This window comes from Corynebacterium spheniscorum (assembly GCF_900113445.1).
GTDB classification, from domain to species: domain Bacteria; phylum Actinomycetota; class Actinomycetes; order Mycobacteriales; family Mycobacteriaceae; genus Corynebacterium; species Corynebacterium spheniscorum.
The window spans coordinates 17,727-43,719 of the sequence record NZ_FOPJ01000018.1; the positions used below are offsets into that span (position 1 = coordinate 17,727).

Here is a 25,993-nt window from a genome sequence, read left to right on the forward strand (position 1 = left end):
CCCCGTAGCTAAGGTTACGAAATGGTTACAGGGTAGGATGGGGCGCATGACTCAAAGCTCTCGACCTGACGCCGAACGCGTCGACTTGGCTTCCTCCGACGCCCCCCTTGACGCCGTGACCGCCGTCGTCGCCGTTCGAACCGTCGTGGTTCCCGCAGCGGGCCTAGGCACCCGATTCCTCCCCGCCACCAAGACGGTGCCCAAAGAACTTCTTCCGGTGGTTGACCGCCCCGGCATTGAGATTATTGCCGAGGAAGCCGCCGAAGCTGGTGCAGAAAAGCTTGCTATTATTACGGCTCCCGGGAAAGCGGGAGTTTTGAAGCACTTCGGCGAATTCCCTGATCTTGAAGCCTTGCTTGGGGAACGCGGTAAAGACGATCAATTAAAGAAGGTGCGTCGCGCCCGCGAAATTATTCGCCCTGTTGCCGTCACCCAGGACAAACCGCTGGGATTAGGGCATGCCGTAGGAATTGCGGAAAGTGTCTTAGATGATGACGAAGACGCCTTCGCGGTTATGCTCCCTGATGATCTGGTGCTGCCGACTGGTGTCTTAAGCAAGATGGCGGAAGTCCGCGCGAAGTTTGGTGGCTCTGTGCTGTGTGCTGTGGAAGTGCCGCGCAGCCAGGTATTTAACTATGGCGTGTTTGACTTGGACTTGAGCGAAGAGGCCAGCGAGGATTGCTATGCGATCCGCGGGATGGTGGAAAAGCCGGATCCAGAAGAAGCGCCCTCTAATTTTGTGGCGACTGGCCGCTATTTATTAGACCGCAAAATTTTTGATGCTCTGCGTCGCATCACCCCAGGCAAGGGTGGGGAATTGCAGCTCACCGATGCTATTGCTTTGCTCTTAGAAGAAGGCCATCCGGTGCATATTGTGGTGCACCGTGGCAAGCGCCATGACCTGGGTAACCCCGGTGGTTATATTCCTGCGTGTGTGGACTTTGGGTTGCACCATGACACCTATGGGCCGCACCTGTATGAGGCCTTGTCGGAACTGCTGAAGGAATATGAAGCCGAGCATCCTGAGGTGAAGAAGTAGGACGCGCGCGTGGCGTAATGTGCTTGGGCTTCACCCGGGCTTTATGGTGGTAAGTGGCCGCGGGCACCGCCCTACATAGCCGCGAGAAAGGAAGCGCAGATGCGATCGGTGGAGGAGCAACTCGCTTTAGTCACTGACTCTGCAGTCACCCCAGAACCCGTACGCATTGCGATTGCTGATGCTTTGGGGTTGATGTGTGCAGAGGAAGTGCAAGCGCATCGAGCACTTCCAGGATTCCCGCAGGCCGCGGTGGATGGCTATGCGGTGCGCGCAGTTGATGTTGGTGGGGAACAGGGCCTAGGGGGAGCCCGGAATCAGCATCGGGAACCCAGCACCGAAACCACGGGAATGTCTTTGCCGGTAGTGGGAGAAGTAACTGCTGGTTCCCAACAACCTTTACGTTTGCAGCCACGCCAGGCAGTGCGGGTGCATACCGGGGCGGCCTTGCCGACCTTGGCGGATGCGGTATTGCCTTTGGGGTGGACTGATCGTGGCCGGAAGCGAGTGGTTCCGGAAAAGCCCGTGCGCTCCGGGGACTTTGTGCGTCGCATTGGCGATGATATTCAGCCCGGTGACGTGGCGGTGAGTGCCGGTGCAGTGCTTGGGCCAGCACAGATTGGCTTATTAGCTGCGGTGGGACGCTCGAAGGTATTGGTGTACCCACGGCCCCGGCTATCGGTAATTTCTGTGGGGGCGGAGCTGGTCGACATTGATCGCGAGCCCGGTTTGGGCCAGGTTTTTGATGTGAACTCCTATGCCCTAGCAGCAGCTGGCCGTGAGGCGGGGGCGGATGTGCATAGGTTCGGTATTGCAGCCGGTGAGAAGCGCCGCTTGCATGACATTATTGAAGGCCAATTACTGCGCAGTGAGATCATTGTGATCTCTGGTGCGGTGGGTGGTTCTGGTTCTGCTTTGATCCGGGAAGTAATTGATGACTTTGGTGGGGTGGATACCACGCGCGTGGCAATGCACCCTGGATCAGTGCAAGGTTTTGGGCGGCTAGGCCCCGATAAGATTCCGGTGTTTTTGCTTCCGGCGAATCCGGTATCGGCATTGGTGACCTTTGAGGTGTTTATCCGCCCGCTGATTCGGTTGAGTTTGGGCAAGCGCAATGCGCATCGCCGTCGGGTGCGGGCCAGGGTGATTAATCACTTGAGTTCACGCGCCGGGCGATGTGGGTTTATTCGTGCACGCTTGATGCGTGATGCCCAAACCCATGATTATTTGGTGGAAGGTTTAGGTGGCCCGGTGGGTGCACCGGCGCACCTATTGGCGGGATTATCTGATGCCAATGCCATGATCCGGGTGCCGGAGGATATTACTGATATTCGTCCCGGGGACGTGGTTGAGGTCATGTTCTTATCGCAGAACAGCTGATGATGAAGTTTTTCGCCGGCAAAGAAGAGGCTCTTAGTCCGGCTATTCGCGAGCACAGCAAAAGGGTGCGGCATGCCCTAACCGACGGAGACCCGCAGAGCTTGCCTCGTTCGCGCCACGAACTCGGGAAAGCGCTGCACCTTGGTGCACCACATCCTTTGCATCCGGGCTGGCCGGAAAGTACTCCGGCGTTGCGCTTGCGGGATGGGGCGGTGGTGCGTTTGCGGCCGATTCAAAAAAGCGATGGGGCGGCGTGGATAACGCAGCGCCTGAAGGATGAGGGCGTGTTGCGCAGCGTGGAGCCGACGGTGGCGAACTCGTGGCGGGAGACGCATTCGCCGCGTGGGTGGCGGTTGATGTATGCGACGATGCGTCATTTGGCGAAGCATGGGGAAGTGGTGCCGCTGGCGATTGAGTTGGATGGGCGTTTTGTTGGGCAGTTGACTTTGGGTGGGATTCATCATGGGACGGCTTCGGAATGTTGGATTGGGTATTGGGTGTATTCGGCTTATGCCGGGCGGGGGATTGCGACGGCGGCGTGTGCCTTGGGGACGGATCATGCGTTGATGCGGGTAGGGATTCATCGGATTACGGCGACGTATTTGCCGGATAATCCGGCAAGTCAGGCGGTGTTGCAGCGCTGTGGGTATCGGCATGAGGGGTATTTGCGGAAGAACTTGCATATTGATGGTCGTTGGCGGGACCATAATTTAATGGCCTTGGTGGCAGAGGATTATCCCGATAGTGCGGCCCTGCGGCTGCGGCGGGTGGGGTATTTCCGTTAGCTTGGATGCGTTAGCTCGGCACGGGAGTTTTGGGCGTTAGCTTGGGCGTGGCAGCTGAATAAGTGCGGCGGTTCGGGATACTCTGGGCACTTGAAGTAGCTCCTCAAGCAGTGTGGGAAGGTGTGATCCGGACTATGCCCGGTGGCCTCGTTATCATTTTGATCATCGTGGTCTGGCTCTTTGTGCTAGCTCCACTGCTTTTGCGTGGTCAAAAGCCGATTTCGCGAGCTGGTGATGCCTTTGAGGACACCCGTGTGCTCTATGAGGGTGGTTCCGGTGAGCTGCAGCCGCGGCGGCGCCCCAAGGTGATGCCCAGCGATATTCGCCGGCATGAGGATGAGCCCCACGACAACATTGAGGTGGTTGATGACACCGATGTATTGCTTGAGGAAGTAGAAGGACGCACCTTAAATATGGAGGGCCTGCGCCGCGGGTTCTTTAGCCGCGCTGCGCGGGAAGAGGAAGCACCGGAGGTGATTGAGGGGGCGGTGGTGCATGAGTTAGAGCCCGCCGAGGAACCTGAACCTGAGGTTGTGCACCTGGATGAGTGGGATGAAGAGCTGCCCGCCTATGAGGTTGATAGCTGGACCACCACCCCGGAGGATCTGCTCTATGAGACGGAATCTTCGCACCTATCTTTGGTGAGTGAGGTGCAAGAGGAACCGGAAGAAGCTGAGGTGGTTTCGGAGGGTTCTGAGGCGGCGGATACTTCGGAGACTGCTGAAGCTTCGGAAGTTGAGCTGACGGAAGAAGAAATCGAGTTTGCTCGCAGCCGCCGCGGCCGTGGTGGGTATGACCCCGAAGCTGATGCGCGAAGCTCTGCGGACCGTTATGAGCGCCGTCGCCGCACCTTGTTGATTTTGGCGGTGTTGCTGGCGGTGACCTTGGCAGTGGGGCTGATCTTTGGTGGTTGGGCGTGGTCCGCCCCGGTGGTGGCCTGTGTGCTGACTGTGGCCTATCTCTTTGCGCTGCGCCACCAGGTGCGGGCAGAGCAAGCATTACGTGCTCGCCGCGTGGCGCAGCTGCGTCGGGCGCGCTTGGGTGTGCGTTCGGTGCGCGATGAGGAATTGCAGATCCCACGCCAGCTACGGCACCCCGGTGCGGTAGTGGTGGAGCTTGATGATGAGAGCCCCGATTTTGTGAACCTGCCGGAGATGGTGTGGAACCCGGAGCATGATGCTGGCGGGGATCTTGTAGACATTAGCGGCCGCCGCGCCGGGTAGTGCTGGGGGGTGTGCAGGGTAGTGTGCTGCGGATTTTCGGAAGCATCGTCGGTACGCTAAACTAGTCTGCGCACTAGGGGCTATAGCTCAGTTGGTAGAGCGTTGCGTTCGCAATGCAAAGGTCACGGGTTCGATTCCCGTTAGCTCCACAAAGTAAAAGAGAATCTGCAGGTCAGGGGCCTAAAATGAGGCCCGGCTAGCTGGTGTGTGCCACGTACGTGACGAGGGGGGAAATTAGTTCGCTTGGGGGTTGTTCATCTAGTGTGATGGGCTGCGCACTGCGGAGAATGGCACTAGGGGAGGGGAGAGCGTGGTTGTTGCCTCCCAGCGGCCTTCTTAGGCTCTTCGGATCCTGGCGAGGAGGTGTGATCAAGGTGTTCCCGGGCTACCGAAGGCCTTGGAGGCATCAAGGACACGCGACGCTGTTTTATCTAGGCAATGATCACCCCGTCGAAGTGGCCTCCTCGGTGATATCTCGGTAGCCTCAGCGGTAGTGAAGATTGTTTTTGTTTATTGCTCTCACTCTAAGCACGAACTACCTTCACCCCCTTTTATGCATGGCACCCCGCTAGAATCCAAAGACCCGGTTCGCAGTCAGCCTCACAGCAAAACCGCTAAATACTGGCCAACCACTCCACGGATTCCCAGTTCCTTTGCGTAGGAATCGAGCAGGTCTAATTGCTTATCGCCCCGGCGCACATAACTCTGCAACGCGGCGGAAAATACTTGCAGATCAATCTTGGAGCGCGAGCGAACGATGTCACAAACGGTGCGTTCCAAGTCATAGCACGGTACTTTGTGGCCATCGGGAGTAGTCACTGTGGCCCTACCCATGCCAAGTAATCCGGGCTTTATATGGAAGACATGAAATCCGCGCTCGCGCAAAGTTGAGGCATTGTAGCCGGATGTGACCGTGAGTGACAGAGTTGCCGGCTCTCGATCGCTCAGTGAATGCATAAGTAACGCTGACTTATGGGAGAAAACCGCTCGTGGCCAGCGCAGCGAGGCCAACCACATTTCATCGTGCCATCCATCAGGGTCGACATAAACACCTTTGGAAACGCGTTGCAATCCACGAGCGCGGGCAAAGGCATAGATGGTAGGAGCGCTAATGCCCAACTTGCTAGCGGCAGATACGCACAACACTCCATCGTTTGATTCAGAAAATTCTTAAAGCAAACCCTGAGCCATTGCCGACCTCCTTTACGTTCACGCTCATGCTAGGCGCAATATAAGCGTCACCGTAAAGATCGCTGGATGCTCCGCGCCTGCACCCAGCGGGCCCTGTGTGTTATTCGCTGGTACTTCCCCCGGTGTTGTTGGGCCGCGAATTTATCGTAACTGCCCTGCTAGACGAGCTCTTCGCGGTGATGTCGAGCGCTGCTCCGCCTAGTGCCCCTTTAACCCCATAGTCAGCTCTGCGAAGAACTCCGATAGCTCTGCTGGCTGTTGATGTCCCATCCCTTCGACGAGGTGGAACTCAGCACCTGTGATTCCTGCTGCGAGTTCACCTCCGAATCGGGGCGGAATGATGGGATCCTCGCTGCCGTGCACCACGACTGTTGGCACAGCTATCTCCGGTAGACGATCCGCCCACGGCTCGGTGGCTTCCATGGCGCGGCGTTGGTGCTCCCAGCCTTCCCAGCTCACTCCGCGGTCCCACATGTGCTCGGCTAGCTTTCGGATTTCATCGGGGTACATCGGATAACGTGACCCGACAATCCGGGGTAGTTCCTTTAGTTCGTAGTCAATGAACCCTTGACGATCAGAAAAGGGTGCCGGAGTAGCTGCTCTGGGAATTCGCTGCTCGGATGAAGCAAACGTATAGAAAAGCCCCAAACCCGCCACATCTTCAGGATGGTTCAGTGCCAGTAGCTGCGCGATGGCCCCACCCATGGAACGCCCAGTAATAATTGCCGGGCCTCCCAGGTACGCGATGAGCTGGTGGATATCTTCAGCCATGTCCGCCAAGGTGTAATCCTCAACTGCCCGAAAAGACCTACCAACATCGCGATTATCCACGCGCACCACCTGCATACCAGCCGCTAGCAGGGCATTCAGATAAGCATCCGGCACCGAGAGCAATTGCGCGCGATGCCCCTCCAAATGAACAACCAGTGGGGCAGAGGGATCACCTTGGCGGGTGATGCACAACTCCCCACCAGCGATTGAGACCAATTGCTCTTTGCTCATCATCTGCCCCTCAGTGCCTAAATCAGTGGCGGGAATTCTTCCAGGGAGAAGAGCTTTTCCACCGGGACTTCGAAGAAAGCGGCAATACGCAAAGCCAGCGCTAAAGAGGGGGCGTATTCCCCGCGCTCTAAATAACCAATGGTCTGATAGTGCACACCAAGGACTTCAGCAAGCTCGCGGCGTGAGACTTTTCGGTCAGCACGCAGCACCGCAATGCGATTGTGGACCTTATCTTCTGCCATTAAATTCCTGCTTGTGTGCGTACCGTTGCCTGGATTTTCTCCAATGAGGAGATCGACTGCTTCTTCAAACTCGTATTGACCAATAGTATCGCGAGAATAAACCCGCCAATCATCCAGGCAACGAGGATCAATACTGCCAGCCCAAGGTTAAAGGAACCCGTTACTTCATTCACCCCGTATTCCGCTGGCAACATAATGGCTCGCGCCAAATGTCCGCCCCAATAAAAGGGCATGATTTTTTGGATTGTTTGGAGCCACCCAGGCAGCATATCCAGGGGGAAAGGACCACCTGAGGTAGCTAGTAGCGCCATCCACCCAAGGGTAGCGAGCAACATGGAATACGTCCCACGCACCACGGTTCCCACAATGAATCCCAGTGGCGCACAGGCCAGGATGATCAGGATGAGTGCAGCAATGGATTGCACTACCTGCGGGGTGCTCAGCGCTGCGGTAGGCAAGATGAATTGCCCACCGATGAGCAACAACAGCAACATGAAGACCACGAGCAGCGACGCGCTGAGAGTCTTGGCTAAGGCCCACACCACAGAAGCATATGGGAGAGTACGGATCCGCAGCAGGTTGCCGGAGATGCGCTCGGAATACATCTCGCTCATGATTTGCATACCCACCATGCCGGCGAAACCACCGAACATACCTGCTAACAAAGAAGCTGGACTAAAAACAGCGAGCGATTCTGGGTTATCGACGAATTTACTTGCCGCGAGCACGACGAGATTAAAAACTGCAGGCGTAATCAGTGTTGCGATTAACCCAAGGCCAATCAGGTTGGGGCGAAGGTCAGCCCAGAATTGGATGCGCGTTGCGCGCAGGAGGGCAGAGACTTTCATAGTGTGCTCCCTTCAGCTTCAACACCAGTGGCCTGAGAAACCAGATCCAGATAGGCATCCTCCAGGCTTGGACGGGTTATAGTCAGATCACTAATTGAGGTCAGATCAAGACCGGCAACAAAAGCTTCCACCTCATTAGTGGAGTGAATGAAGTGTTCCTCACCCTCGCGCCAGGTAATTTCACAACTCTTCGCCAAGCTTCGACGCAGCTCATGCGCGGTGCCATCAGCAAGAATCCCGCCGCCGCCGAGGATCACGATCCGAGAAGAAATCTTTTCTGCCTCAGCTAAATCATGGGTGGTTAATAAGACGGTGGTGCCATCATCTTGGCACTCAGATACCAGGTCATGGATCTGCGCTTTAGCTACTGGGTCGAGCCCAGTGGTGGGCTCATCGAGGATGAGTAGTTCCGGGCGCGAGAGCAGCGCGGCAGCAAAGTCGATGCGCCGACGTTGACCCCCAGAAAGCTTGCTGAGCTGGGAGTTCTCTTTATCGGATAGATCCAGAGCGGCTAAGAGCTGCTGCGGATCGCGGGTAGTGGTGCCTTGAATGTCATAGCAGGCACGGATCCATTCCAGTTGATCACGGACCCGCCACTTGGGGTGGTCATTCCAATGCTGGGACATGAAGCCCACCTTGGGCCAAAAATCTGCCCCGACTCGCCGGGGGTTTGTGCCGCATACCCGCACGCGGCCGCGATCTGGGGCAAGAGTCCCCAGTAGGTTCTCCACCAGAGTGGTTTTACCGACCCCATTGGGACCCAGCATGGCCACTAATTCACCGCGCTGGATCTGCAGGTCGAGGTCCTCAAGCACCACATTTTTGCCATAGGCAAAATGCAGTCCTTCGATGTCAATGATGGGCACGGCATTCCTTTCTTTAAGCCGGCTGTGCAGAAAGATCATCTCTCCACTACGGGTGATAGTAGGTGTACTATATTTTATTGTCAAAGGATGACAAACCGTGAGAAATCCAACCACCACTCGCTCCCGCCCCCAGAACACACCTAGACTCGAAAGAAATACCGCAGGACGAGCCCATAAGGACCCCGCAGCATGCCTAACCCCAAAACCGTCATGCTTTACCTCATGGACGGCACCCCCACCGGCCGCATGAAATGCTCCTTAAGCAATTGGATCGGAGTTGTGTACCTGATCCCCCGCGCTGACCTCGGTAAATGCAAGGACCGCCCAGAGCTTAACCAAACCGGTGTGTACCTACTTTTCGGTACTGATGAGGAAACCGGGGAGGAGCTCGCCTATGTTGGCCAAGCTCGCGAACGCAAAAATGGCAACGGAGTCCTCGGCAGAATCGCGGAGCATGTGGGCGAAGAAAAGCTCGACTATTTCACGCATGCGGTGGTAATTATTACCTCCAATGATTCCTTCGGCCCTACCGAAATCTCTTACCTAGAGAATTCCTTTTATCAACAGGCCCTCAAAGCCGCCCGCGTGCAGGTCACCAATGGCAATGACCCATCTCCCGGCAAAGTCACCGAAGAAAAGCAGGCGGAACTCGAGGAGTTTATTAATTACGCGAAGATCGCTATTGGATCTTTGGGTTATCACCTCTTTGATGAGGTCACCACCAACACCCGTAGCGTCCCGGAAACTGAGAATGAATCCCTGCTCTTCCTCAATTCTTCCAGCGCCAGCGGCAAAGGCCGTCAAACCTCCGAAGGGTTTGTGGTGCTCGAAGGTGCACAATTGCGCGAGGAGTTCACCGCCTCCTGCCCGGATACTATTAAGCGTTTGCGGGAAAAGTATCGCGACCGAATTCTCGGGGGAGAATTAACCAAAGACACCTTATTTAGTTCCCCTTCGGCGGCCGCCGGTTTTCTCATGGGCTCCTCCGCAAATGGCCGATTCCACTGGCGCGATGCGCAAAATGTCAGCCTGGCGGAGCTAGAGGCCCGCGAATTGGAGCCAGTAGAAGACCCGGAGGACTAATGGACTGCGGTTTTCACCAGGACGGCCACTGGTTTCGCCTGCGCGCCGCCGCCATCATCCTCGACGGCGATCGCGTGCTCATGGCCCGCAATGACCTCGACCCCTACCACTACGCCATCGGTGGGGGAGTGCACCACAGTGAAACCACCGAAGCCGCAGTCCGCCGCGAGGTCCTCGAAGAAACCGGCCTTGAGCTGCAGATTCAACGCCCCTTTTTCATCCACGAAAACTTCTTCACCCTCAGCAATGGCGACCCCGCCCACGAGCTCGCTTTCTATTTCCTCATGCACTTCGACCCCGCCCGCCACCGCCCGCGCAGCACCGCCTCCACCAGCATGGATGGCGCCCGCGAATGGTGCGAGTGGGTCCCCCTCAAAGACTACGGTCGCCTCCGCCCCGCCTATCCCACCTTCCTCGCCGAACTCCTCAGCAACCCCCCGCGCACCCTCTGCGTCATCCGCACCACCGAACCCTCCGGCTCCGGCCCAACCCTCTAGGAGCTCCGCATGATCAGCCCCTACCACCTCGGCCTTCGCACCCTCCGCAGCTCAGCGCAACACAACCCGCCCGCCCCGCATCACATTGTTTCCCCACTATCGCTTCTTTTTGCCCTCGGGGCTCTCTCCGAGACCCTCGGCACAGGCCGCGAACTCGATCGGCTGCTGGAACTACTGCATTGCCACACCACCACTGAAGTACGCGAGAAGCTAGACGCTCTAGCACGTGCTCTCCAACCACATAAGGGCGTGCACTATGCCAACCATTTAGCCATCAAAGCACCACTTCCCACCTACCCAGAATGCCTTGAACAGCTCCGCCGCTACCCACACACCGAAGCCAAAGGTTATGACGCCACCAACTACCACGAACTCAACGCCTGGGTATCCAAGAACACCGGTGGGCTAATCACCTCCGCGGGCGTGGACTTTAATGAAACTGACCTAGCGCTTCTCAGCGCTCTCTACTTCAAAGCCGCCTGGCGCCATAACTTCGAATACTCCGCCAGCAGCTACCGGCCGTTTTATTCCCAAGGCCAGACCCACCACGTACCCATGATGGCCTCCCATGATGATCTGCGCTACCTGCACTTTGAAGGCTGGGAAACAGTGCGGCTACCTTATCGCGGGCGCAGCCTTTCTGCCGCCTTCCTACTCCCACCCACAGGCACCTCACCTTGGGAGATCACCGCAGAACAGTTATCCCAAGCACTAGCTAAACTTCGGCGCGCACCCTACCGCGACATGGAGGTGTGCATCCCCAAGCTTGATGTTGAACTCGATATCGAGCTTCCGCTTAGCTCCCTGGGCCTGAACTTAAGAGGCTGCTTCCAGCGGCTTAGCCCCGAACCCCTTGAACTGGGCAAAGCCGGCCAAAAAGTTCGCCTCAGAGTGGATGAAGAAGGCACCGAAGGTGCCGCGTTGACCTACTTCTCCATTGACCTCATTGGCGCACCCCAGGATCCACCGCCGCCACCACCAGTGCTCGTCTTCGATCGCCCCTACCTCATGGTGATCTACGAAGACACCACGCTAGTGCCGATCTTCTTAAGCGCCATTGAGCTGCCCACCGGTGGGCGCATCAAGAAAGAAAAAGCCCCGGACGTACCTGAAGGCACCCCAGTACCGGTGGACTCCGGCCCCACCGAGCTCGAAGGCTATTACGCCGATTATGAGGAGTGGCGCCGTGATCACCCCTAAACGCCTCATCAGCATCCTGCTGCCGCTATGCCTGATGCTTTCTGCCTGCAGGCCAGACTTCGAACCAGCACCCCCATCAACCATCTCCCACAACCTCAGCATGATCAATAGCTCATACCGCCTCGGACACACCCTATTAAACGCCGATACAGAGCACCCCAACCAACTCAATTCCCCGATCTCACTCATGCTTGGCCTCGGCATGCTTGCTGAAGGCACCAGCGATGAAGCCCGCCAAGAAATCGAAGCAGCGATTGGGTGCTCCTCTGAAGAAATCTCCGCCCTTATCCAGGGCCTGAGACCCTTGGAAAAGAACTGGGAATCCGTTGATCCCGGTGGGGAATTAGATCCGCTGCCGGTCCTGCACATCGCTAACCGCATTGTGCTCGATGATGAGCTTAAGGCGCGCCGGAACTTCCGTGATGATCTTGCCCGCTATCACGATGCCAACATCGAGCAGACTGACCTTTCTTCCGCCGAGGCCACCAAGATGCTGGATGCTTGGGTGAAGAAGCACACCGCCGGATTGATTGAAAAGTCCGCCATTGAACCTAAAGAAGACCTGGCGCTGGTCTTGCAAAATACCCTGCTCATGGCAGCTATGTGGCAGGAGCCCTTTAAAGCCTCCGATACCGAAGAGGGCGAATTCACCACCGCGGGTGGCCAAGCCATCCAGGTGCCTTTCCTGCGCGGCGATCAGACGGTATCAAGCATCAGCAGCAATGGCTGGCAGGCCATTCGCATGCCCTATATGGTGCGCTTTGCGGCTAATTTCCTGCTGCCGCCCGAAGGCACTGATCCGCGTTCTTTAACCCCGGAAGAACTGCGCCAGATGCTCATTGAACTCAGAAGCACCAAAGAAGATACGGTGCAAGTGGCAATCCCCAAGCTGGACCTTAAGGTGAAGATGGACCTTCAAGAAGGCCTCAAAGCCGCTGGGATCAACAAAGTCTTTGATGCACAGACAGATCCCTTTAGCCGCATCACTGAAGAAACACCGCTCAAGCTTGGGCAAGCCATCCAACAAACCCGGCTACTAGTTGATGAACAAGGCACTATTGCCGCTGCCGCCACCGAAGTAGGAGTGGAATTCATTGCCGCCCCGGTTCCCCCGGAGGCCAGCTTTATTGCGGATCGCCCCTTCCTCATGGTGATTAACGATGATGACTTGGATATGCCCTTCTTCATGATCTCGGTTGGGGATCCCAGCCAATAAAAATAGAGTGTTGGGTCGGCTCGTCAGGGGGTGATAGGTATCGGTACATAAACAGTAGGTCCACCCCCAAGGGCTGTATTGGGGTGCGGTGCGCGGGTAGCGTCGAGATTGTGAATAAGCACGGCAATCCCGAAGAACAAGAAAGTCCGCCTGAAGCTCGCACACTCGCGCCTAAGAGAAGCGGTGAGGCAGACCCTTCCATCTTGAGTGCCGCCATAACTGTGGCCACCGTGGTTCTGCTGATCTCGATCGGGCTTGTCGTATTTGAGGCAGACCTGCATCTATTAATGGCAGGGGCGTTGCTCATAGTGAGCGTGAGTGCGATGAGTTTTGCGCGGCGTACCCCGGAAGATATTGTGCGCGCTATGGCCCAGGGGATTTGGGAGGCCAAGGGGGCGCTGGTGATTTTTGTGCTGATTGGGGCGTTGATTGCGGCGCTGATGGCCAGTGGGACGGTGGCGACGCTGATCGATGCGGGGTTGCGGCTGATTCAGCCGGGGTGGTTTTTGCCGGCGGCGCTGGTGCTGTGTTGTTTGATGTCGATTGCGACGGGGACGGCGTGGGGGACGGCGGGGACAGCTGGGGTGGTGCTGATGGGTATTGGGGCGGCCAGTGGGCTGCCCTTGCCGCTAGTAGCTGGTGTGGTGGTATCGGGCGCGTGCTTTGGGGATAAAATGTCGCCGATTTCGGATACCACGAATTTGGCGGCGATGGCCGCTAGAACGGGGCTTTACCAGCATATTCGTTCTATGTTGATGACGACGGGGCCGACTTTTGTGCTGGTGCTTATTGCTTATGGGTTAGCGGGGCGGCACTTTGGGGCGAAGGTGATTCCGGCAGATGATGTGCAGGTATTTTCCGATGCCATTGGGGCGACGTATGTGCTGGGTTGGGTGACCTTGCTTCCGCTGGCGGTGATGGTGGGGCTAAGCTTGCTGCGGGTGGATGCGCGGATGAGTATGGCCGTAACCATTCTGGTTGCCGGTGGTGTGGCGATGCTGGTGCAGCATGTGGCGGTGGGAGATTGGCTGCAGGCATTGTGGCGCCCGGCCGGTGTGGACACTGGGGTGGAGGTGCTCGATGGCCTCTTTGGGCGCGGTGGCGTGACCTCTATGTGGTGGACATTGATGCTGTCTTTGGAGGCTTTGGCTTTAGGCGGGGTGTTATCGCGTTTTGGATATGTTCGGGTGCTGATTCATGGGATGTTGGGGGCGATTCGCCGGGTGGGGTCCTTGGTATCCGCGACGATTATTGGGGCATTATTGTGCAATATCGGGATGGGGGAGGCGTATATGTCGATTATTTTGGGCGGGCAGTTATTCCGCGAGAAATATGAGGAGATGGGGATTGATTCGGCGGTGCTTTCGCGTTCCTTAGAGGAAGGCGCGACGTTGACGACGCCGCTTATTCCGTGGACGACGGCGGGGATTTTCTTTGCCGCAACTTTGGGCGTGCCGACCTTGAATTTCTTGCCTTATGCCTGGTTGAACTTGCTTAATCCCTTGGTGGGAATTGCCTTTGCTTATTTAGGTTGGGGGTTGTGGCGGCGCAGGAAGACCCCCTTAAATGCGATGGCTTAAAAGGGGGTCTCCAGGTTTTAGCGTGAGCTATGGATGCAGCCCAGGCGCTCGCGGGGGGATTTATTGGGCGTGCGCTCGATCAGCAGCTTCTTTTTCGCCAAGGTTTGGACGTATTGGTAGCTGACTTGGAGCAGGGTGCCGATATCGCGATAGGACAAGCCTTCGTGGGCGAGTTGTTGGACCAGCGCTTTGACCGCGGAACTGGCTTCTTGGCGGGTCTTATCGGCGCGGTCGCGAAGCCGAAGAACCTCATCGACAGCTGCTTGACGTTCCTTGTCCAAACGGACCTGGACATCAAGGTCTTGCCCTTTGAAATCGGGGTGATTCTGGAGGACCTTAATAACTGCGGTGGGGATTTGGTCGAGACGGCGGGTTTGGGTGATTATCCCTTCAATTTCGGGGATGGTGACGCGCCACCACCCATCATCTCTTTTGGCATGAGCCATGATCTGTAGAGCCATTACGGCGTTGTCCTTCCTACGGTGCTGTGGGTAAGGCTCGGACGCCATCGCCTTTGTTGGGTAAACGAAGGCGGCGGCAGGTGTAGGCGGTAATCCGAGCCGGCTCCCTATGTCCTACACGCACTTGCGGGCTTATGCCAGTAGGAAAGGCCAATTAATGTTGAATTTTTCTTTATCAAACCACTTAGGTGCGACTAAAGAGTGGGAGTTGTTGGGGGAATCAACTGAGGAATTGGGACGGATGTGCAACTTGGGAAAATCCTGGAAGATTGCTGGGAACAGTGGGTTGAGCGTATAGCTAGGTTGTCAAAACTATATCGTGTTAGCCAGCTCACCCCTAAGTGGGTGTATGGGCGCTTAACTATCTGCTCTACGGTTATCGAGATTCGCGGCGAGGTCATTATTCTAACGCCCGTGGCTATGTTCTAGGCCACACTGTGATCTGTGTATTTAACCGGAGTTAAGGATGTGATGCATGGCCTCGAATCCAGCGGTTCGCACGAGCGAACAGACCAAGCAAGATCAACACACTCAACCAGCCGGGGCAGGGCTGGTGGAAACACCAAAGTCCCTGGGTAGGGCAGTGGCGAATACCATCAAGGGGGCGCTGGGGAACCTGGTGGAGTGGTACGATGTATACGTGTATACCGTGTTCCTCAAGTACTTCGAGGGGCACTTTTTAAGTCCGGAAGATAAGAATGCAACCGTCGTGATTTGGGCGGTGTTCGCGGTGACCTTTGTTATGCGCCCGGTGGGGAGCTGGTTCTTTGGTCGCTATGCGGACCGGCGTGGCCGCAGGCCCGCACTCACCCTGTCTGTATGCATTATGGCGAGCTGTTCCTTCATTATCGGTATTCTGCCTGGTCGGGAAGTGATCGGTGGCTGGGCGATCCTCGCGCTGATGGCCTGCCGCTTAGTCCAAGGCTTTGCTACCGGCGGCGAATACGGAACCTCAGCGACCTATATGTCGGAGGCGGCGGTGCGGGGACGACGCGGATTCTTCTCTTCATTCCAATGCACGACCCTGGTGGCAGGACATGTGCTGGCGCAATCAGTACTCCTGATTTTTAGCCTCACGATGTCCCAAGAAGCACTGCATGCCTGGGGTTGGCGGGTGGCCTTTATTATCGGCGGGCTCCTAGCCATTGGGGTGCTGATACTGCGACGCACCATGGATGAATCCCTATCCGAAGAGCACCTTCAAGCAACCCGCAGCGGGGAGGATACCACCGCCGGCACCTTAGGGGAGCTGCTCAAACACTATTGGCGGCCCTTCGTGCTGGTCTTCTTCCTGACCACGGGTGGCACGGTGTGCTTCTATACCTTCTCGGTAAATGCCCCAAGCATTGTGAAAGCTACCTTCGCGGATTCCCCGGTGACCGCGACGGTGCTGAACCTGGTGGGCTTGAGCTTCCTTATGCTCATTCAGCCACTTGGTGGGTTGATTTCAGACCGCGTGGGCCGCAAGCCGCTCTATCTATTCTTCGGCTTTGGTGCCTTGGCTTATACCTGGGTGCTGGTGCTGGTACTACCGACGGTGCATACGCCCATCCTCTCGCTTTTGATTGTGATGGTGGGGTATGTGATTTTGACTGGCTATACCTCTATTAACGCTGTGGTTAAGGCTGATCAATTCCCGCCGCAGGTGCGCGCTATTGGGTTGGGTACCGGCTATGCGCTGGCTAATTCCATGTTCGGTGGCACAGCACCCATGATTTATAACCTGAGCAAGCAACATGCCGACACCCTGTGGTTTGTGGTGTACGTGATGGTGATTGTGTCCACCACGGTGATTGCCGCGCTCTTCTTCCTCAAAGAAAACGGGCGGCTAGATCAGAGCTAGCCGATGCCTGAAATAGCAAAGATCGCACCACATCCCCACCTTTGGGGGTTGTAATTTCTGCACGCTGCGCTGGGGAAGTAGGTACGCTAATCGCCAAAGCACACTCACCTTCCCAGAAAGTTTGAGCCCAAGGCCACCATCATGAAGCGCGCACTGCTAATCGTCGATGTCCAACCCACCTTTTGCGAAGGCGGTGAGCTGGCAGTGGTTGGCGGTAATACCGTTGCGCATCGCATTGCTGAGTTTTATCGCACGCACCGCGATCGCTATGAGCTGATCGCTACCTCCCAGGATTGGCATATCGACCCTGGCACTCACTTCTCGGATCATCCAGATTTTGTGGACACCTGGCCACCGCATGGCGTGGCCGGGACCGAGAATGCGGAACTGCACTCCGCGCTAAAAGGTGTGCAGGTGGATGTGGCTGTGAAGAAGGGGCACTATAGCGCCGCCTACTCCGCCTTTGAGGGCATCAGCGAAGATGAACGCACCCTCGGTGAGATCCTGCATGAACAAGGCATTGAACAAGTGGACATCGTGGGCATCGCAGAATCGCATTGCGTGCTGGAGTCAGCCTTGGATGCAAAGAAGGGCGGCTGGAAGGTGAAGGTCATCCGTGACCTGACGGTTCCGGTCAGTGAAGAACTAGGTGCCGCGGCGCGCAAGAAGATGGTGGAAGCCGGCATCAAGCTGGTCGATTCCGCGGATTTATAGCTCGCGATAGGGGATGGACTCCAGCTTTAAAAGGAAGCGCTTCCACTCCAATCCGGCGGAGTAGCCGCCAAGTGTGGCACCGGCTGCGAGTACTCGATGGCAGGGCAGCAAGATGGGGATGGGATTGCTGCCCACCACGCGTCCCACCTGGCGGGCGTAGGTTCTGGGATAGCCCGCGGCTTCAGCTAAGTCAGCATAGGTTGTGGATTCACCATGCTTGACCTGCGTTAATGCGTGCAGAATATCTGAATCGAAAGTGCTTCTATTCCATAGGTTGGGATGAATATGGGGAGCGATATCGCTCCAATCGGGGAGTGGAACTGCGTTGGTCAGATAATTAATCAGCCAGGAATCTAATGGTGTGCTTGAGCGAATACTTCCGGCTTCTTTTTTAAATGAATATGGAATTTTCTGCCCTTGAGTGAGCAATAGTTGGGCGAGTAGACCATTCGTTTCCACCAAGAAAACAGGTCCGACTTTATGGTCCGGCAGTGTCAGCTGATGAATGGTGGAGCCGTCTCGAGTTTCTGGCAAAGCGCCCATATCCATAAGCGTTATTTTAAGTCCCTGGCCCTGAAGCTCCTTACCCCCGCGGGGGTAACATCAGACCGGTTGTGTCTGTGTCTAGCTCGATTGTGGATGTCGCCGCGAAACGGGGTCACTCAAGAAGGGAAATGGGGGCGAAAATGTGTACCTTCCCGGCAGGGCTCTTTCTTTGCCCCTGAACCTGGGCGTGGCATGAGAGGCTGAAGAAGGTACTCTGATGCACATGGATAAACCGGTGGTCAGGGATGGCGCCCTGCTGATCGTGCGCATTGTTTTGGGTGTCATCTTCATTGCGCATAGTTGGGATCGCTTTGCCATCACCGGTATCACCGAAACCACCGGCCGCTTTTCGGCAGCGAATGTGCCCCAACCGAAACTCACCTCCTGGATTGTGGCGATCGCGGAAGGCGCTGGTGGGGCACTACTGATAGTGGGACTTTTAACCACCTTTGTTGCTGGCGCACTGATGTTGATGGTGGCGTTGGGGCTGTATTTTGTGCACCTTGACCAAGGCATCTTCATCGATAGCACCCACATGGGTATGGAGTATCCCCTGGTGATGCTCTGCGCCTTATTAATCATTGTGGTTTTTGGGTCCGGTCGAGCAAGCGTTGACGGGGTGCTAGTACGTGCTGAGCTGTGAGCAGATCCGGGCGGCGCTCTCGGCCAGACTCGACGGCGAATCCCCCGGCATAGCTGATGACATTATCGATGCGCACCTGGCTGGCTGTAGCGAATGCAAGGCCTTCTATGACCGTGCTGTCGCCCTTAATGACCAATTGGCTTCCGACCTAGTGCCGTTGGGGGAGCCCTCCGCTATGCAACCCCCAGACCTAGCTGATGCCATCTTGGCGGAAGTAGAACCGCAGTGGCGACGCAGTGCAGCTAACCGTGCGGCCTTCTTGGCGGTAGCACGAGTGGTGCTGGCCCTGATCGCAGTTATTTATGTGGTGTGGGCAGTAATGATTTTGGCGGACTCCACTGTGGTGCAGCCGATAGTGGCAGAAGGTCAACCACTGCCGGAACGAGCTGACCCGGCCCTGGCGAACCTACTGGTGGAAGCAGCCAGTGTGCGCTTGGCCTTAGCTTTGGGTTTGGCCACCGCTGCGTGGCGCCCGCGGCTAGCGGCAGGGCTGGTGCCCTTGGTGGCAGCCCTGTGGACCTTCGGCTTAGGCTTTGCGGTCCGCGGAATTGTCTTAGGAGCGTTGAGCGCTCCACAACTAGCGCACCTTTGCCTTTTGGCTATAAGCGCGCTGTGCTTAGGGATGGCGTGGTACTTCGGCCCTAGTGGCCGCACCTGGCAGGAAAGCTGGCGCACCCTGGGGTCGCGGCCCTACTAGCGTTATTTCCAGCTTGGCATCCACATGAGCTGGTTGAACAGGGTGTCAGTAATCCGGAAGCCATAAAGGATCGGGGTGTAAATGGCGAAGCAGGCGATCACCACACCGACGTAGACATAGATCGCGAAGGTACCGCGGTGCAGCACCGCCCCGCCAGTAAGTTTGGGCAGAATCTTGCGTCCGAGCACCCCGCTCATAAGTGGCCCTTGGCCACTGAGCATGCCGGCGCTTAGAGCCAGCAACACAATGGTGAAGGGCACCAAGGGGACGGCATAGAAGAAATACATTTGGCGGTCATAGGCCAGCAGCCAGGGGATAAAGCCAGCGGCGAAGCCAACCAGCGGTACTAAGAACTCTCGGCGGCGCTTGACGATCAGCGCATAGAAGCCCCACAGCAGTACGGGCACGGTGAGCCACCAAATGGCTGGGGTGCCGAAGAGATAAATCATCTCGCGGCACTTATTTTCCCCACAGTCCAGATCAGTGGCAGAGGAATAAAGGATGGGTCGCGTGCCAGCCAGCCAGGACCAGGGTTTGGAATCCCAGGGGTGCGAACTACCGGTAGAGGTCCTCAAGGTGCCGTGGAATTTCAGCACCGAGAAGTGGTAGTACAGGAAATCTGCGACGGGGCTGGGGAGAAGGTTGAGGAAAGAACCGCCTTCAATTTTGCCGGCGTCACGGTAGTGCCGATACACGGCGGTTTCGGAAGAGAACCAGGCGCGCCAGCTCCACAGGTAGGTCAGCGCAGGGACCAGCACCAGGCTGGCTAGGGCTGCGGGGACATCGCGTACTAGGGCGCCGATAATCGGCCGCGGTGCGCCAGCGCGGTGACGCAGCGCAGCATCGCTGAGCGCGCTCATGAGCCCGAAGAAGGCAATGTAGTAGGCGCCGGACCACTTCACCGAGAGTGCCATGCCTAGGGCAATGCCGGCAGCAAAGCGCCACCACCTAAAACCGAGGCGTGGCCCGGTACCGCTGCCGCAGATAATCTCTCCACCGCTGCGCAGGAAACGCTCCATGCGCGTGGCCACCTGCTGGTGATCCAGGATGAGAAATAGCGCAGCGGCGACGACAAAAATCGTTAGGAAGATATCGAGCATTCCGAAGCGCGAGCTCACCAGCAGTACACCATCAAAGATGGCGAGGATGCCGGCTAGGAAAGCTACCTCGCGGGAGGCGGAGAGCTGCCGCGCGATCAGCATGATGCCTAGGACCACCAGGACACCCATGAGGGCGCCGCTGAAGCGCCAACCCCAGGGGGAGTAGCCGAAGATCATTTCGCCCCAGGCTTCGATCTGTTTGGCTAGCGGTGGGTGCACTACCAGGCCATAACCGGGGTTCGATTCGATGCCCCCGACTAGTGGGTTAGGCGAGCTGCGGACCATATCCCAGGCCTGGGGGACATAGTGCTTTTCATCAAAAACCGGGGTGCCGGAGGACTGCGCGGCACCGAGACCGATAAACCGTGTGGCAAAAGCCAAGATCGCGATGATGACTAAATAAAGCGTGTCAGCTCTGGTCCACCACAAAGAGCGTGGAATTAACCCTAGGTTCTGCCAGTGCAAGGGCGCACCATGGGCGCCGCGGGGATGCGAGGGGGCGGTAGCTAGCTTATCGGTGGTGGTCACGCCGGTGATTCTAGGCTATGTGCGAACATTGGGGAGCCTTATTACCCCTACGGTGGGGCAATTTTTGACCACCTATGTTGACACCTGGGTTCTTGTAAGGCCGGCGGGCGCAGAACTACGCTCAAGGCCAATACCGATAAAGGAAAGCGCAGTGAAACCAGAAGAACTACCTCGCGGCATCATTATTGCCGGCACCCCACTAGGCAACCCCGGCGATGCTTCCCCTCGGTTATGCCATGCGCTTGAATATGCAGATCTTATTGCTGCGGAAGATACTCGGCGCACGAAGAACCTAGCGAATTACCTCGGTGTGAACATCCGCGGTCAGGTGATCTCTAATTTCGATCACAATGAAGAATCGCGGGTAGAACAACTTTTGCAAGCTGCCACCCATGGCAGTGTTCTGGTAGTTAGCGATGCCGGTATGCCCTTGGTTTCTGACCCTGGACATAGCGTGGTTTCCGCGGCGCATGATGCGGGTATTCCGGTGACCTGTATTCCGGGTCCTTCGGCGGTGACTACTGCCTTGGCGCTGAGCGGCTTGGCGGTGGGAACCTTCGCCTTCGATGGTTTTGCTCCACGTAAAGCGCGGGCGCGGCGCACGTGGTTGGAATCTTTGAAGACTGAATCGCGAGCGGTGTGCTTCTTTGACTCCCCGCACCGCATTGCGGATACCTTGGCGACCGCGGTGGAGGTATTGGGCGCAGACCGGCGGGCAGCGGTGTGCCGTGAACTGACCAAGACCTTCGAGGAGGTAAAGCGCGCTAACTTAGGCGAGTTGGCGAAGTGGGCTGAGGAAGGATTGAAGGGCGAGATTACGGTTGTCCTGGAGGGGGCCACTGCGCGGGAAGTGGATCCAGAAGATCTGGTGGCTTTAGTAGAAGAGCGGGTGAATGCTGGCGAAAAGCTCAAACACGCCTGCCGAGCCCTGGCTGAGAGCGCTGGAGTGAGCTCTCGAGAGCTCTATCAAGCCGTGCTAGATAAGAGAGCTGCGTCACAAAACTAAGGGTTGTTATCATTTCGTGATCTTTTTGGGGTTAATAAGATTAAAGCTAAAGCTAGGTGACAGCATTCAGTTGGTAACGGGACGATAACTTTTCTGATTCTTGAGGCTTCTTAGCTTCATAGCCTGGGCTTTTCTAGTTGAGTTTCATCCCGGCTGCCACCAAGGTGGTATTCCATGACCACAACTGACCCTAAAGACAATGCGCATGGAGAAGGTGGAAAGAATCACTCCGCTGATCCTGTGGCAGACACCCACATGCCGGACCATGGTCGCTTGGAGCATGTTTCCAAGAGCGTGACCCCGGAAGCCTCCAGGGAAATCCAAGCAGCTGGTGCCACGCCAGTGACCGTGGATGACACCTTGGCCTCCTACTCGGCAACCGAGCAGCTGGCCAATATGCTCTCGGAAAGCGAGACGATCACCAAGCATGCGGATCGCCCCGAGGATGAGATTGAGCTTGCCTCGGAGGCCGGCGAGGCAAAGATGAACTGGGCTGTTGTTGTTCCAGCCATCACCGTGTGCCTGGCGATTGTGATTTGGGGTCTGACCGGGCCGGTGAGCTTCGCTGAGTTCGCCTCCAACACTCTGGACTTTGTGGTTGGCTACTTCGGCTGGGCCTTCATCCTCTTTAGTACGGCCTTTGTGTTCTTCATCTTCGTGTTGGCCCTGAGTAAATTCGGGCAGATCCGTTTGGGCCGTGATGATGAAGCACCAGAGTTTAGAACCGTGTCCTGGATTGCGATGATGTTCGCCGCCGGCATGGGTATTGGTTTGATGTTCTATGGTGCTTCCGAACCGCTGACCTTCTACCGCGAAGGTGTGCCCCTCCACGCCAAGCACTCGGTTGGTCCGGCTATGGCCTCGGCTATGTTCCACTGGACTCTGCACCCGTGGGCTATTTACGCCATTGTTGGTCTGGCGATTGCATACTCCACCTTCCGTCTGGGACGCCGCCAGCTGGTCAGTGCGGCCTTCATCCCGCTCATTGGTGAACGGCGTGCGGAAGGCGCCCTGGGTAAGTTCATTGATATTTTGGCGATTATTGCCACTGTCTTCGGTACCGCCTGCTCCTTGGGCGTTGGTGCGGTGCAGATTGGTGCTGGTCTGAAGGCTTCTGGTCTGATTGAAAACCCCGGCCAGTCGACCATCATTGGCATTGTGTCGGTGCTGACCTTGGCCTTTATTATCTCCGCGCTTTCCGGTGTGGGTAAGGGCGTGCAGTACCTCTCTAACGCGAATATGGCGCTGGCAGCATTGCTGGCCATCTTCGTCTTCATTGTGGGTCCGACGGTGTCCATTTTGAACCTGATCCCGGGTTCCATTGGCGCCTACTTGGCTAACTTCTTTGAGATGGCTGGCCGTACCGCCATGTCCGCTGATGGCACTGCGGGTGATTGGTTGGCTAGCTGGTCCATCTTCTACTGGGCCTGGTGGATCTCCTGGAGCCCCTTCGTGGGAATGTTCCTGGCCCGCATTTCCCGCGGTCGCACGATCCGCGAATTCTGCGTTGGTGTGATGCTGGTACCCACTGGTGTGTCGGTGGTGTGGTTCTCCATCTTCGGTGGTACCGCTATCACCCTGGAACAGCAGGGTCACTCCATTTACGGTGATGGTTCCGCAGAAAAGCAGCTCTTTGGCCTCCTGCACACTTTGCCGCTCGGCACCTTGACCGGTGTAATCGCCATGATTCTGCTCTCGACCTTCTTCATCACCTCCGCGGACTCTGCTTCTACGGTGATGGGCTCCATGTCCCAATACGGTCGCACCGAAGCCACCCCGATTGTTTCCGCCGGGTGGGGTGTGCTGACTGCGTTGATCGGTTTGACCATGCTGCTTTCTGCCGGTGATGACACCCTGACGAATCTGCAGAATGTCACGATTATTGCGGCGAGCCCCTTCTTGCTGGTGGTGATCCTGCTGATGGTGGCGATGGTGAAGGATCTGCGCAATGACGTGATCTACCTGGATTATCGTTCGCAACAAGAGTTCGCGGCCCGACTGGCCCGTGAGCGTCGCATTCACGCTGAGGCGCTGCGTCGTCAGGCTTTGAAGGAACGCCGCCAGAAGCGCGCTAGCAGCCGCAAGCGTCCGCATAAGGCGAATCCGAGTTTGCATTTGAATAGGAAGTAGGATTGGTGAAAACAGGTGCGGCATAGCGGTGGGAAGCAAACCTTGAACGCTGTGCACACCTGATCACCGGATCTCGGGGAAAGCTAAGAAAACCCCTCTGTCGCTCAGACAGGGGGGTATCGCAATACTTAGAAGAGCTCATAAATTAAGGTGGTTCGCATGACCAAGTCTGTGCTCGTATCTGTTGCCTGGCCTTATGCCAACGGCCCTCGCCATATTGGACATGTTGCGGGGTTCGGTGTTCCCTCTGATGTTTTTGCGCGTTATCAGCGAATGTGCGGGAATAAGGTGCTGATGGTCAGCGGGACGGATGAGCATGGCACGCCGCTGTTGGTGCAGGCGGATAAGGAAGGTGTGTCGGTTAAAGAATTAGCGGATCGCTATAACCGGCAGATCGTGGAGGACCTGGCGGGGCTGGGATTGTCCTATGACCTGTTTACGCGGACGACTACGCGGAATCATTATTCGGTTGTGCAGGAGCTCTTCCGGGGGCTGTATGACAACGGGTACATGATCAAGGAGACCACGATGGGGGCGGTATCGCCTTCGACGGGGCGGACCTTGCCGGATCGTTATATTGAGGGCACCTGCCCGATTTGTGGTGCAGATGGGGCGCGCGGTGACCAGTGTGATACCTGTGGTAACCAGCTGGATCCGGCGGATCTGATTAAGCCGGTGTCGAAGATCAATGGGGAGACGCCGAACTTCATTGAGACGGAACACTTCCTGCTGGATCTGCCGAGTTTGGCGGGGGCCTTGGAGAAGTGGCTGCAGGGTCGTGAATCTTGGCGTCCGAATGTGTTGAAATTCTCGCTGAATTTGCTGGATGACCTGCGTCCGCGTGCGATGACCCGCGATATTGACTGGGGTATTCCGATTCCGGTTGAGGGTTGGCAGGACAATAATGCCAAGAAACTTTATGTGTGGTTTGACGCGGTTGTTGGGTATCTTTCTGCGTCGATTGAATGGGCCTACCGTAGTGGTGACCCAGAGGCGTGGCGGGAGTTTTGGAATAACCCGGAAACTGAGTCCTATTACTTTATGGGCAAGGACAATATCACCTTCCACTCCCAAATCTGGCCGGCGGAATTGCTGGGATATGCAGGTAAGGGAGATAAAGGTGGGGAAGCTGGCACCTATGGCGAATTGAACCTGCCGACTGAGGTGGTGAGCTCCGAGTTCTTGACGATGAGTGGCTCGAAGTTCAGCTCTTCTAAAGGCGTGGTGATTTATGTCAAGGACTTCCTGCAGGAGTTTGGTCCGGATCCTTTGCGCTACTTCATTGCGGTGGCGGGGCCGGAGAATAATGACACGGACTTCACCTGGGATGAGTTTGTGCGCCGGGTGAATAATGAGCTGGCGAATGGCTGGGGCAACCTGGTGAACCGCACGGTGTCGATGGCTCATAAGAACTTTGGGGAGGTGCCGACGCCGGGCGAGCTGAGCGACGCGGATAAGAAGATCTTGGCTTTGGCTGATGAGACCTTCGAGACCGTGGGGGCGGCTTTGGCGGAGTCGAAGTTCAAGATTGGTATTACTGCGGCGATGCATGTGGTGGGGGAAGCGAATGCTTATATCGCTGACCAGCAGCCTTGGGCTTTGGCGAAGGATGAGGAGCAGCGGGAGCGTTTGGCTACGGTGCTGTGGACTGCCTTGCAGGTGGTCAGCGATTGCAATGTTTTGTTGACTCCTTATTTGCCGCACACTGCGCAGAAGGTTCATGAGACCTTGGGGCGCGAGGGTGTGTGGGCTGCTGCCCCGGAGGTTCGCGAGGTATCTGATGATCTGCCGGTGAACCTGGTGGGTGTTGGGCTGCCGGAGGAGAATCAGAGCTACCCGGTGATTACTGGGGACTATGAGTCGCAGCAGGCAGCTTGGGGTCGTGTGGATGTGGTCCCGGGAACGCCGTTGGCTAAGCCGAAGCCTTTGATTCAGAAGTTGGATCCGGAGCTGGGGGAGACCGGTCCGGAGTGGGCGCCGGTGCAGTCGGCTTAGTTTTTGGCAGCATGAATCACCGTGCCTGTGGGTGTTGGCACGGTGATTGTTGGGGGTTAGAAGGGTGGGGGTTGGTTGGGGTCGTCGGTGTGGTTGGTGAGTTTGCGGATGCTGCGTTTGATTTCGGCGTGGGTTTTGTAGTGTTCTTTGATGAGTTGTTGGTCTTCTTTGCTTAGGGGGT

24 protein-coding genes and 1 tRNA gene are annotated in these 25,993 nt (G+C 56.8%); 17 read left to right on the forward strand and 8 right to left on the reverse strand.

Annotated elements, in window-relative coordinates:
* Positions 1-46: 46 nt before the first annotated feature.
* From BMZ01_RS10455 to BMZ01_RS10475, 5 genes are all read left to right on the forward strand, one after another.
* On the forward strand, positions 47-1,039 hold the full coding sequence (locus tag BMZ01_RS10455; protein ID WP_092287155.1) for a UTP--glucose-1-phosphate uridylyltransferase: 993 nt from the start codon (positions 47-49) through the stop codon (positions 1,037-1,039).
* Positions 1,040-1,138: 99 nt separating this feature from the next.
* The gene (glp, locus tag BMZ01_RS10460) at positions 1,139-2,416 is read left to right on the forward strand and encodes a molybdotransferase-like divisome protein Glp (protein ID WP_092287157.1); all 1,278 of its coding nucleotides are present in this window, start codon (positions 1,139-1,141) and stop codon (positions 2,414-2,416) included.
* A complete protein-coding gene (locus BMZ01_RS10465) occupies positions 2,416-3,201 on the forward strand; it encodes a GNAT family N-acetyltransferase (protein WP_317845921.1) in 786 nt (261 codons plus the stop codon). The genes glp and BMZ01_RS10465 overlap by 1 nt, the downstream gene beginning before the upstream one ends.
* A 122-nt stretch (positions 3,202-3,323) precedes the next feature.
* A complete protein-coding gene (gene sepX / locus BMZ01_RS10470) occupies positions 3,324-4,424 on the forward strand; it encodes a divisome protein SepX/GlpR (RefSeq protein ID WP_223845922.1) in 1,101 nt (366 codons plus the stop codon).
* A gap of 76 nt (positions 4,425-4,500) precedes the next feature.
* Positions 4,501-4,573: transfer RNA gene (locus BMZ01_RS10475), tRNA-Ala, on the forward strand.
* Between the two features lie 451 nt (positions 4,574-5,024).
* Here BMZ01_RS10475 and BMZ01_RS11315 read toward each other — a convergent pair.
* From BMZ01_RS11315 to BMZ01_RS10500, 5 genes are all read right to left on the reverse strand, one after another.
* On the reverse strand, positions 5,025-5,243 hold the full coding sequence (locus BMZ01_RS11315) for a type IV toxin-antitoxin system AbiEi family antitoxin domain-containing protein (RefSeq protein ID WP_218140955.1): 219 nt from the start codon (positions 5,241-5,243) through the stop codon (positions 5,025-5,027).
* Positions 5,244-5,813: 570 nt separating this feature from the next.
* Positions 5,814-6,620 carry an alpha/beta fold hydrolase gene (locus BMZ01_RS10485; protein WP_092287163.1) on the reverse strand — a complete coding sequence of 269 codons (807 nt, stop codon included), beginning with the start codon at positions 6,618-6,620 and terminating at the stop codon, positions 5,814-5,816.
* A 14-nt stretch (positions 6,621-6,634) separates the two neighbouring features.
* Complete coding sequence (locus BMZ01_RS10490; protein WP_092287164.1) at positions 6,635-6,859, reverse strand: helix-turn-helix transcriptional regulator; 225 nt, start codon at positions 6,857-6,859, stop codon at positions 6,635-6,637.
* A complete protein-coding gene (locus tag BMZ01_RS10495; protein WP_092287166.1) occupies positions 6,859-7,707 on the reverse strand; it encodes an ABC transporter permease in 849 nt (282 codons plus the stop codon). Before BMZ01_RS10495 ends, BMZ01_RS10490 begins: the two co-directional genes overlap by 1 nt.
* Complete coding sequence (locus BMZ01_RS10500; protein WP_218140956.1) at positions 7,704-8,573, reverse strand: ABC transporter ATP-binding protein; 870 nt, start codon at positions 8,571-8,573, stop codon at positions 7,704-7,706. Before BMZ01_RS10500 ends, BMZ01_RS10495 begins: the two co-directional genes overlap by 4 nt.
* A gap of 189 nt (positions 8,574-8,762) precedes the next feature.
* On the opposite strand from BMZ01_RS10500, the gene BMZ01_RS10505 reads away from it, so the two are divergent.
* The 5 genes from BMZ01_RS10505 (at position 8,763) to nhaC (ending at position 14,149) form a co-directional block, all read left to right on the forward strand.
* A complete protein-coding gene (locus BMZ01_RS10505; RefSeq protein WP_092287170.1) occupies positions 8,763-9,656 on the forward strand; it encodes a GIY-YIG nuclease family protein in 894 nt (297 codons plus the stop codon).
* The gene (locus BMZ01_RS10510) at positions 9,656-10,153 is read left to right on the forward strand and encodes an NUDIX hydrolase (RefSeq protein WP_092287172.1); all 498 of its coding nucleotides are present in this window, start codon (positions 9,656-9,658) and stop codon (positions 10,151-10,153) included. Before BMZ01_RS10505 ends, BMZ01_RS10510 begins: the two co-directional genes overlap by 1 nt.
* A gap of 9 nt (positions 10,154-10,162) precedes the next feature.
* Positions 10,163-11,353, forward strand: a complete 1,191-nt coding sequence (locus BMZ01_RS10515; RefSeq protein WP_092287174.1) for a serpin family protein — start codon at positions 10,163-10,165, stop codon at positions 11,351-11,353.
* Complete coding sequence (locus BMZ01_RS10520; RefSeq protein ID WP_177180159.1) at positions 11,340-12,569, forward strand: serpin family protein; 1,230 nt, start codon at positions 11,340-11,342, stop codon at positions 12,567-12,569. Before BMZ01_RS10515 ends, BMZ01_RS10520 begins: the two co-directional genes overlap by 14 nt.
* A 203-nt stretch (positions 12,570-12,772) precedes the next feature.
* Positions 12,773-14,149, forward strand: coding sequence for a Na+/H+ antiporter NhaC (gene nhaC, locus BMZ01_RS10525; RefSeq protein WP_218140957.1), 1,377 nt, complete (start codon positions 12,773-12,775; stop codon positions 14,147-14,149).
* Positions 14,150-14,166: 17 nt separating this feature from the next.
* On the opposite strand, the gene BMZ01_RS10530 is transcribed toward nhaC, so the two are convergent.
* Positions 14,167-14,610: a hypothetical protein gene (locus tag BMZ01_RS10530; RefSeq protein WP_092287178.1), complete on the reverse strand. Its 444-nt coding sequence runs from the start codon at positions 14,608-14,610 to the stop codon at positions 14,167-14,169.
* Positions 14,611-15,085: 475 nt separating this feature from the next.
* Between BMZ01_RS10530 and BMZ01_RS10540 the strand changes: the two genes are divergently transcribed.
* Both BMZ01_RS10540 and BMZ01_RS10545 read left to right on the forward strand, forming a co-directional pair.
* Entirely contained in the window at positions 15,086-16,453 is a 1,368-nt protein-coding gene (locus BMZ01_RS10540; RefSeq protein ID WP_092287182.1) for an MFS transporter, read from the forward strand.
* 141 nt (positions 16,454-16,594) lie between these two features.
* Positions 16,595-17,167 (forward strand): isochorismatase family protein, encoded by a 573-nt coding sequence (locus BMZ01_RS10545; RefSeq protein ID WP_092287184.1) that lies wholly within the window; start codon positions 16,595-16,597, stop codon positions 17,165-17,167.
* Here BMZ01_RS10545 and BMZ01_RS10550 read toward each other — a convergent pair.
* A complete protein-coding gene (locus BMZ01_RS10550; protein ID WP_092287185.1) occupies positions 17,162-17,716 on the reverse strand; it encodes an MGMT family protein in 555 nt (184 codons plus the stop codon). The genes BMZ01_RS10545 and BMZ01_RS10550 overlap by 6 nt on opposite strands.
* Positions 17,717-17,936: 220 nt before the next feature.
* On the opposite strand from BMZ01_RS10550, the gene BMZ01_RS10555 reads away from it, so the two are divergent.
* Positions 17,937-18,356 (forward strand): DoxX family protein, encoded by a 420-nt coding sequence (locus tag BMZ01_RS10555; RefSeq protein WP_092287203.1) that lies wholly within the window; start codon positions 17,937-17,939, stop codon positions 18,354-18,356.
* Positions 18,343-19,053, forward strand: a complete 711-nt coding sequence (locus tag BMZ01_RS10560; RefSeq protein ID WP_092287187.1) for a zf-HC2 domain-containing protein — start codon at positions 18,343-18,345, stop codon at positions 19,051-19,053. The genes BMZ01_RS10555 and BMZ01_RS10560 overlap by 14 nt, the downstream gene beginning before the upstream one ends.
* A gap of 2 nt (positions 19,054-19,055) precedes the next feature.
* Here the strand turns inward: BMZ01_RS10560 and BMZ01_RS10565 are convergent, their stop codons facing one another.
* On the reverse strand, positions 19,056-20,618 hold the full coding sequence (locus BMZ01_RS10565; RefSeq protein ID WP_092287205.1) for a dolichyl-phosphate-mannose--protein mannosyltransferase: 1,563 nt from the start codon (positions 20,616-20,618) through the stop codon (positions 19,056-19,058).
* A gap of 214 nt (positions 20,619-20,832) precedes the next feature.
* Between BMZ01_RS10565 and rsmI the strand changes: the two genes are divergently transcribed.
* The 3 genes from rsmI to metG all read left to right on the forward strand — a co-directional run bounded on the left by rsmI (position 20,833) and on the right by metG (position 25,812).
* Positions 20,833-21,687 (forward strand): 16S rRNA (cytidine(1402)-2'-O)-methyltransferase, encoded by an 855-nt coding sequence (gene rsmI / locus BMZ01_RS10570; RefSeq protein WP_092287189.1) that lies wholly within the window; start codon positions 20,833-20,835, stop codon positions 21,685-21,687.
* Between the two features lie 240 nt (positions 21,688-21,927).
* Positions 21,928-23,817 carry a BCCT family transporter gene (locus BMZ01_RS10575; RefSeq protein WP_395890984.1) on the forward strand — a complete coding sequence of 630 codons (1,890 nt, stop codon included), beginning with the start codon at positions 21,928-21,930 and terminating at the stop codon, positions 23,815-23,817.
* A gap of 159 nt (positions 23,818-23,976) precedes the next feature.
* The gene (gene metG, locus BMZ01_RS10580; protein ID WP_092287193.1) at positions 23,977-25,812 is read left to right on the forward strand and encodes a methionine--tRNA ligase; all 1,836 of its coding nucleotides are present in this window, start codon (positions 23,977-23,979) and stop codon (positions 25,810-25,812) included.
* Positions 25,813-25,993: the final 181 nt, after the last annotated feature.

What these genes read in the sequence shown, in the direction of transcription:
- BMZ01_RS10455 (WP_092287155.1), top strand. Translation starts at nt 47, where the DNA reads ATGACTCAAAGCTCTCGACCTGACGCCGAACGCGTCGACTTGGCTTCC.
- glp (WP_092287157.1), top strand. Translation starts at nt 1,139, where the DNA reads ATGCGATCGGTGGAGGAGCAACTCGCTTTAGTCACTGACTCTGCAGTC.
- BMZ01_RS10465 (WP_317845921.1), top strand. Translation starts at nt 2,416, where the DNA reads ATGATGAAGTTTTTCGCCGGCAAAGAAGAGGCTCTTAGTCCGGCTATT.
- BMZ01_RS10485 (WP_092287163.1), bottom strand. Translation starts at nt 6,620, where the DNA reads ATGATGAGCAAAGAGCAATTGGTCTCAATCGCTGGTGGGGAGTTGTGC.
- BMZ01_RS10490 (WP_092287164.1), bottom strand. Translation starts at nt 6,859, where the DNA reads ATGGCAGAAGATAAGGTCCACAATCGCATTGCGGTGCTGCGTGCTGAC.
- BMZ01_RS10495 (WP_092287166.1), bottom strand. Translation starts at nt 7,707, where the DNA reads ATGAAAGTCTCTGCCCTCCTGCGCGCAACGCGCATCCAATTCTGGGCT.
- BMZ01_RS10505 (WP_092287170.1), top strand. Translation starts at nt 8,763, where the DNA reads ATGCCTAACCCCAAAACCGTCATGCTTTACCTCATGGACGGCACCCCC.
- BMZ01_RS10510 (WP_092287172.1), top strand. Translation starts at nt 9,656, where the DNA reads ATGGACTGCGGTTTTCACCAGGACGGCCACTGGTTTCGCCTGCGCGCC.
- BMZ01_RS10515 (WP_092287174.1), top strand. Translation starts at nt 10,163, where the DNA reads ATGATCAGCCCCTACCACCTCGGCCTTCGCACCCTCCGCAGCTCAGCG.
- BMZ01_RS10530 (WP_092287178.1), bottom strand. Translation starts at nt 14,610, where the DNA reads ATGGCTCTACAGATCATGGCTCATGCCAAAAGAGATGATGGGTGGTGG.
- BMZ01_RS10540 (WP_092287182.1), top strand. Translation starts at nt 15,086, where the DNA reads ATGGCCTCGAATCCAGCGGTTCGCACGAGCGAACAGACCAAGCAAGAT.
- BMZ01_RS10545 (WP_092287184.1), top strand. Translation starts at nt 16,595, where the DNA reads ATGAAGCGCGCACTGCTAATCGTCGATGTCCAACCCACCTTTTGCGAA.
- BMZ01_RS10550 (WP_092287185.1), bottom strand. Translation starts at nt 17,716, where the DNA reads ATGGATATGGGCGCTTTGCCAGAAACTCGAGACGGCTCCACCATTCAT.
- BMZ01_RS10555 (WP_092287203.1), top strand. Translation starts at nt 17,937, where the DNA reads ATGGATAAACCGGTGGTCAGGGATGGCGCCCTGCTGATCGTGCGCATT.
- metG (WP_092287193.1), top strand. Translation starts at nt 23,977, where the DNA reads ATGACCAAGTCTGTGCTCGTATCTGTTGCCTGGCCTTATGCCAACGGC.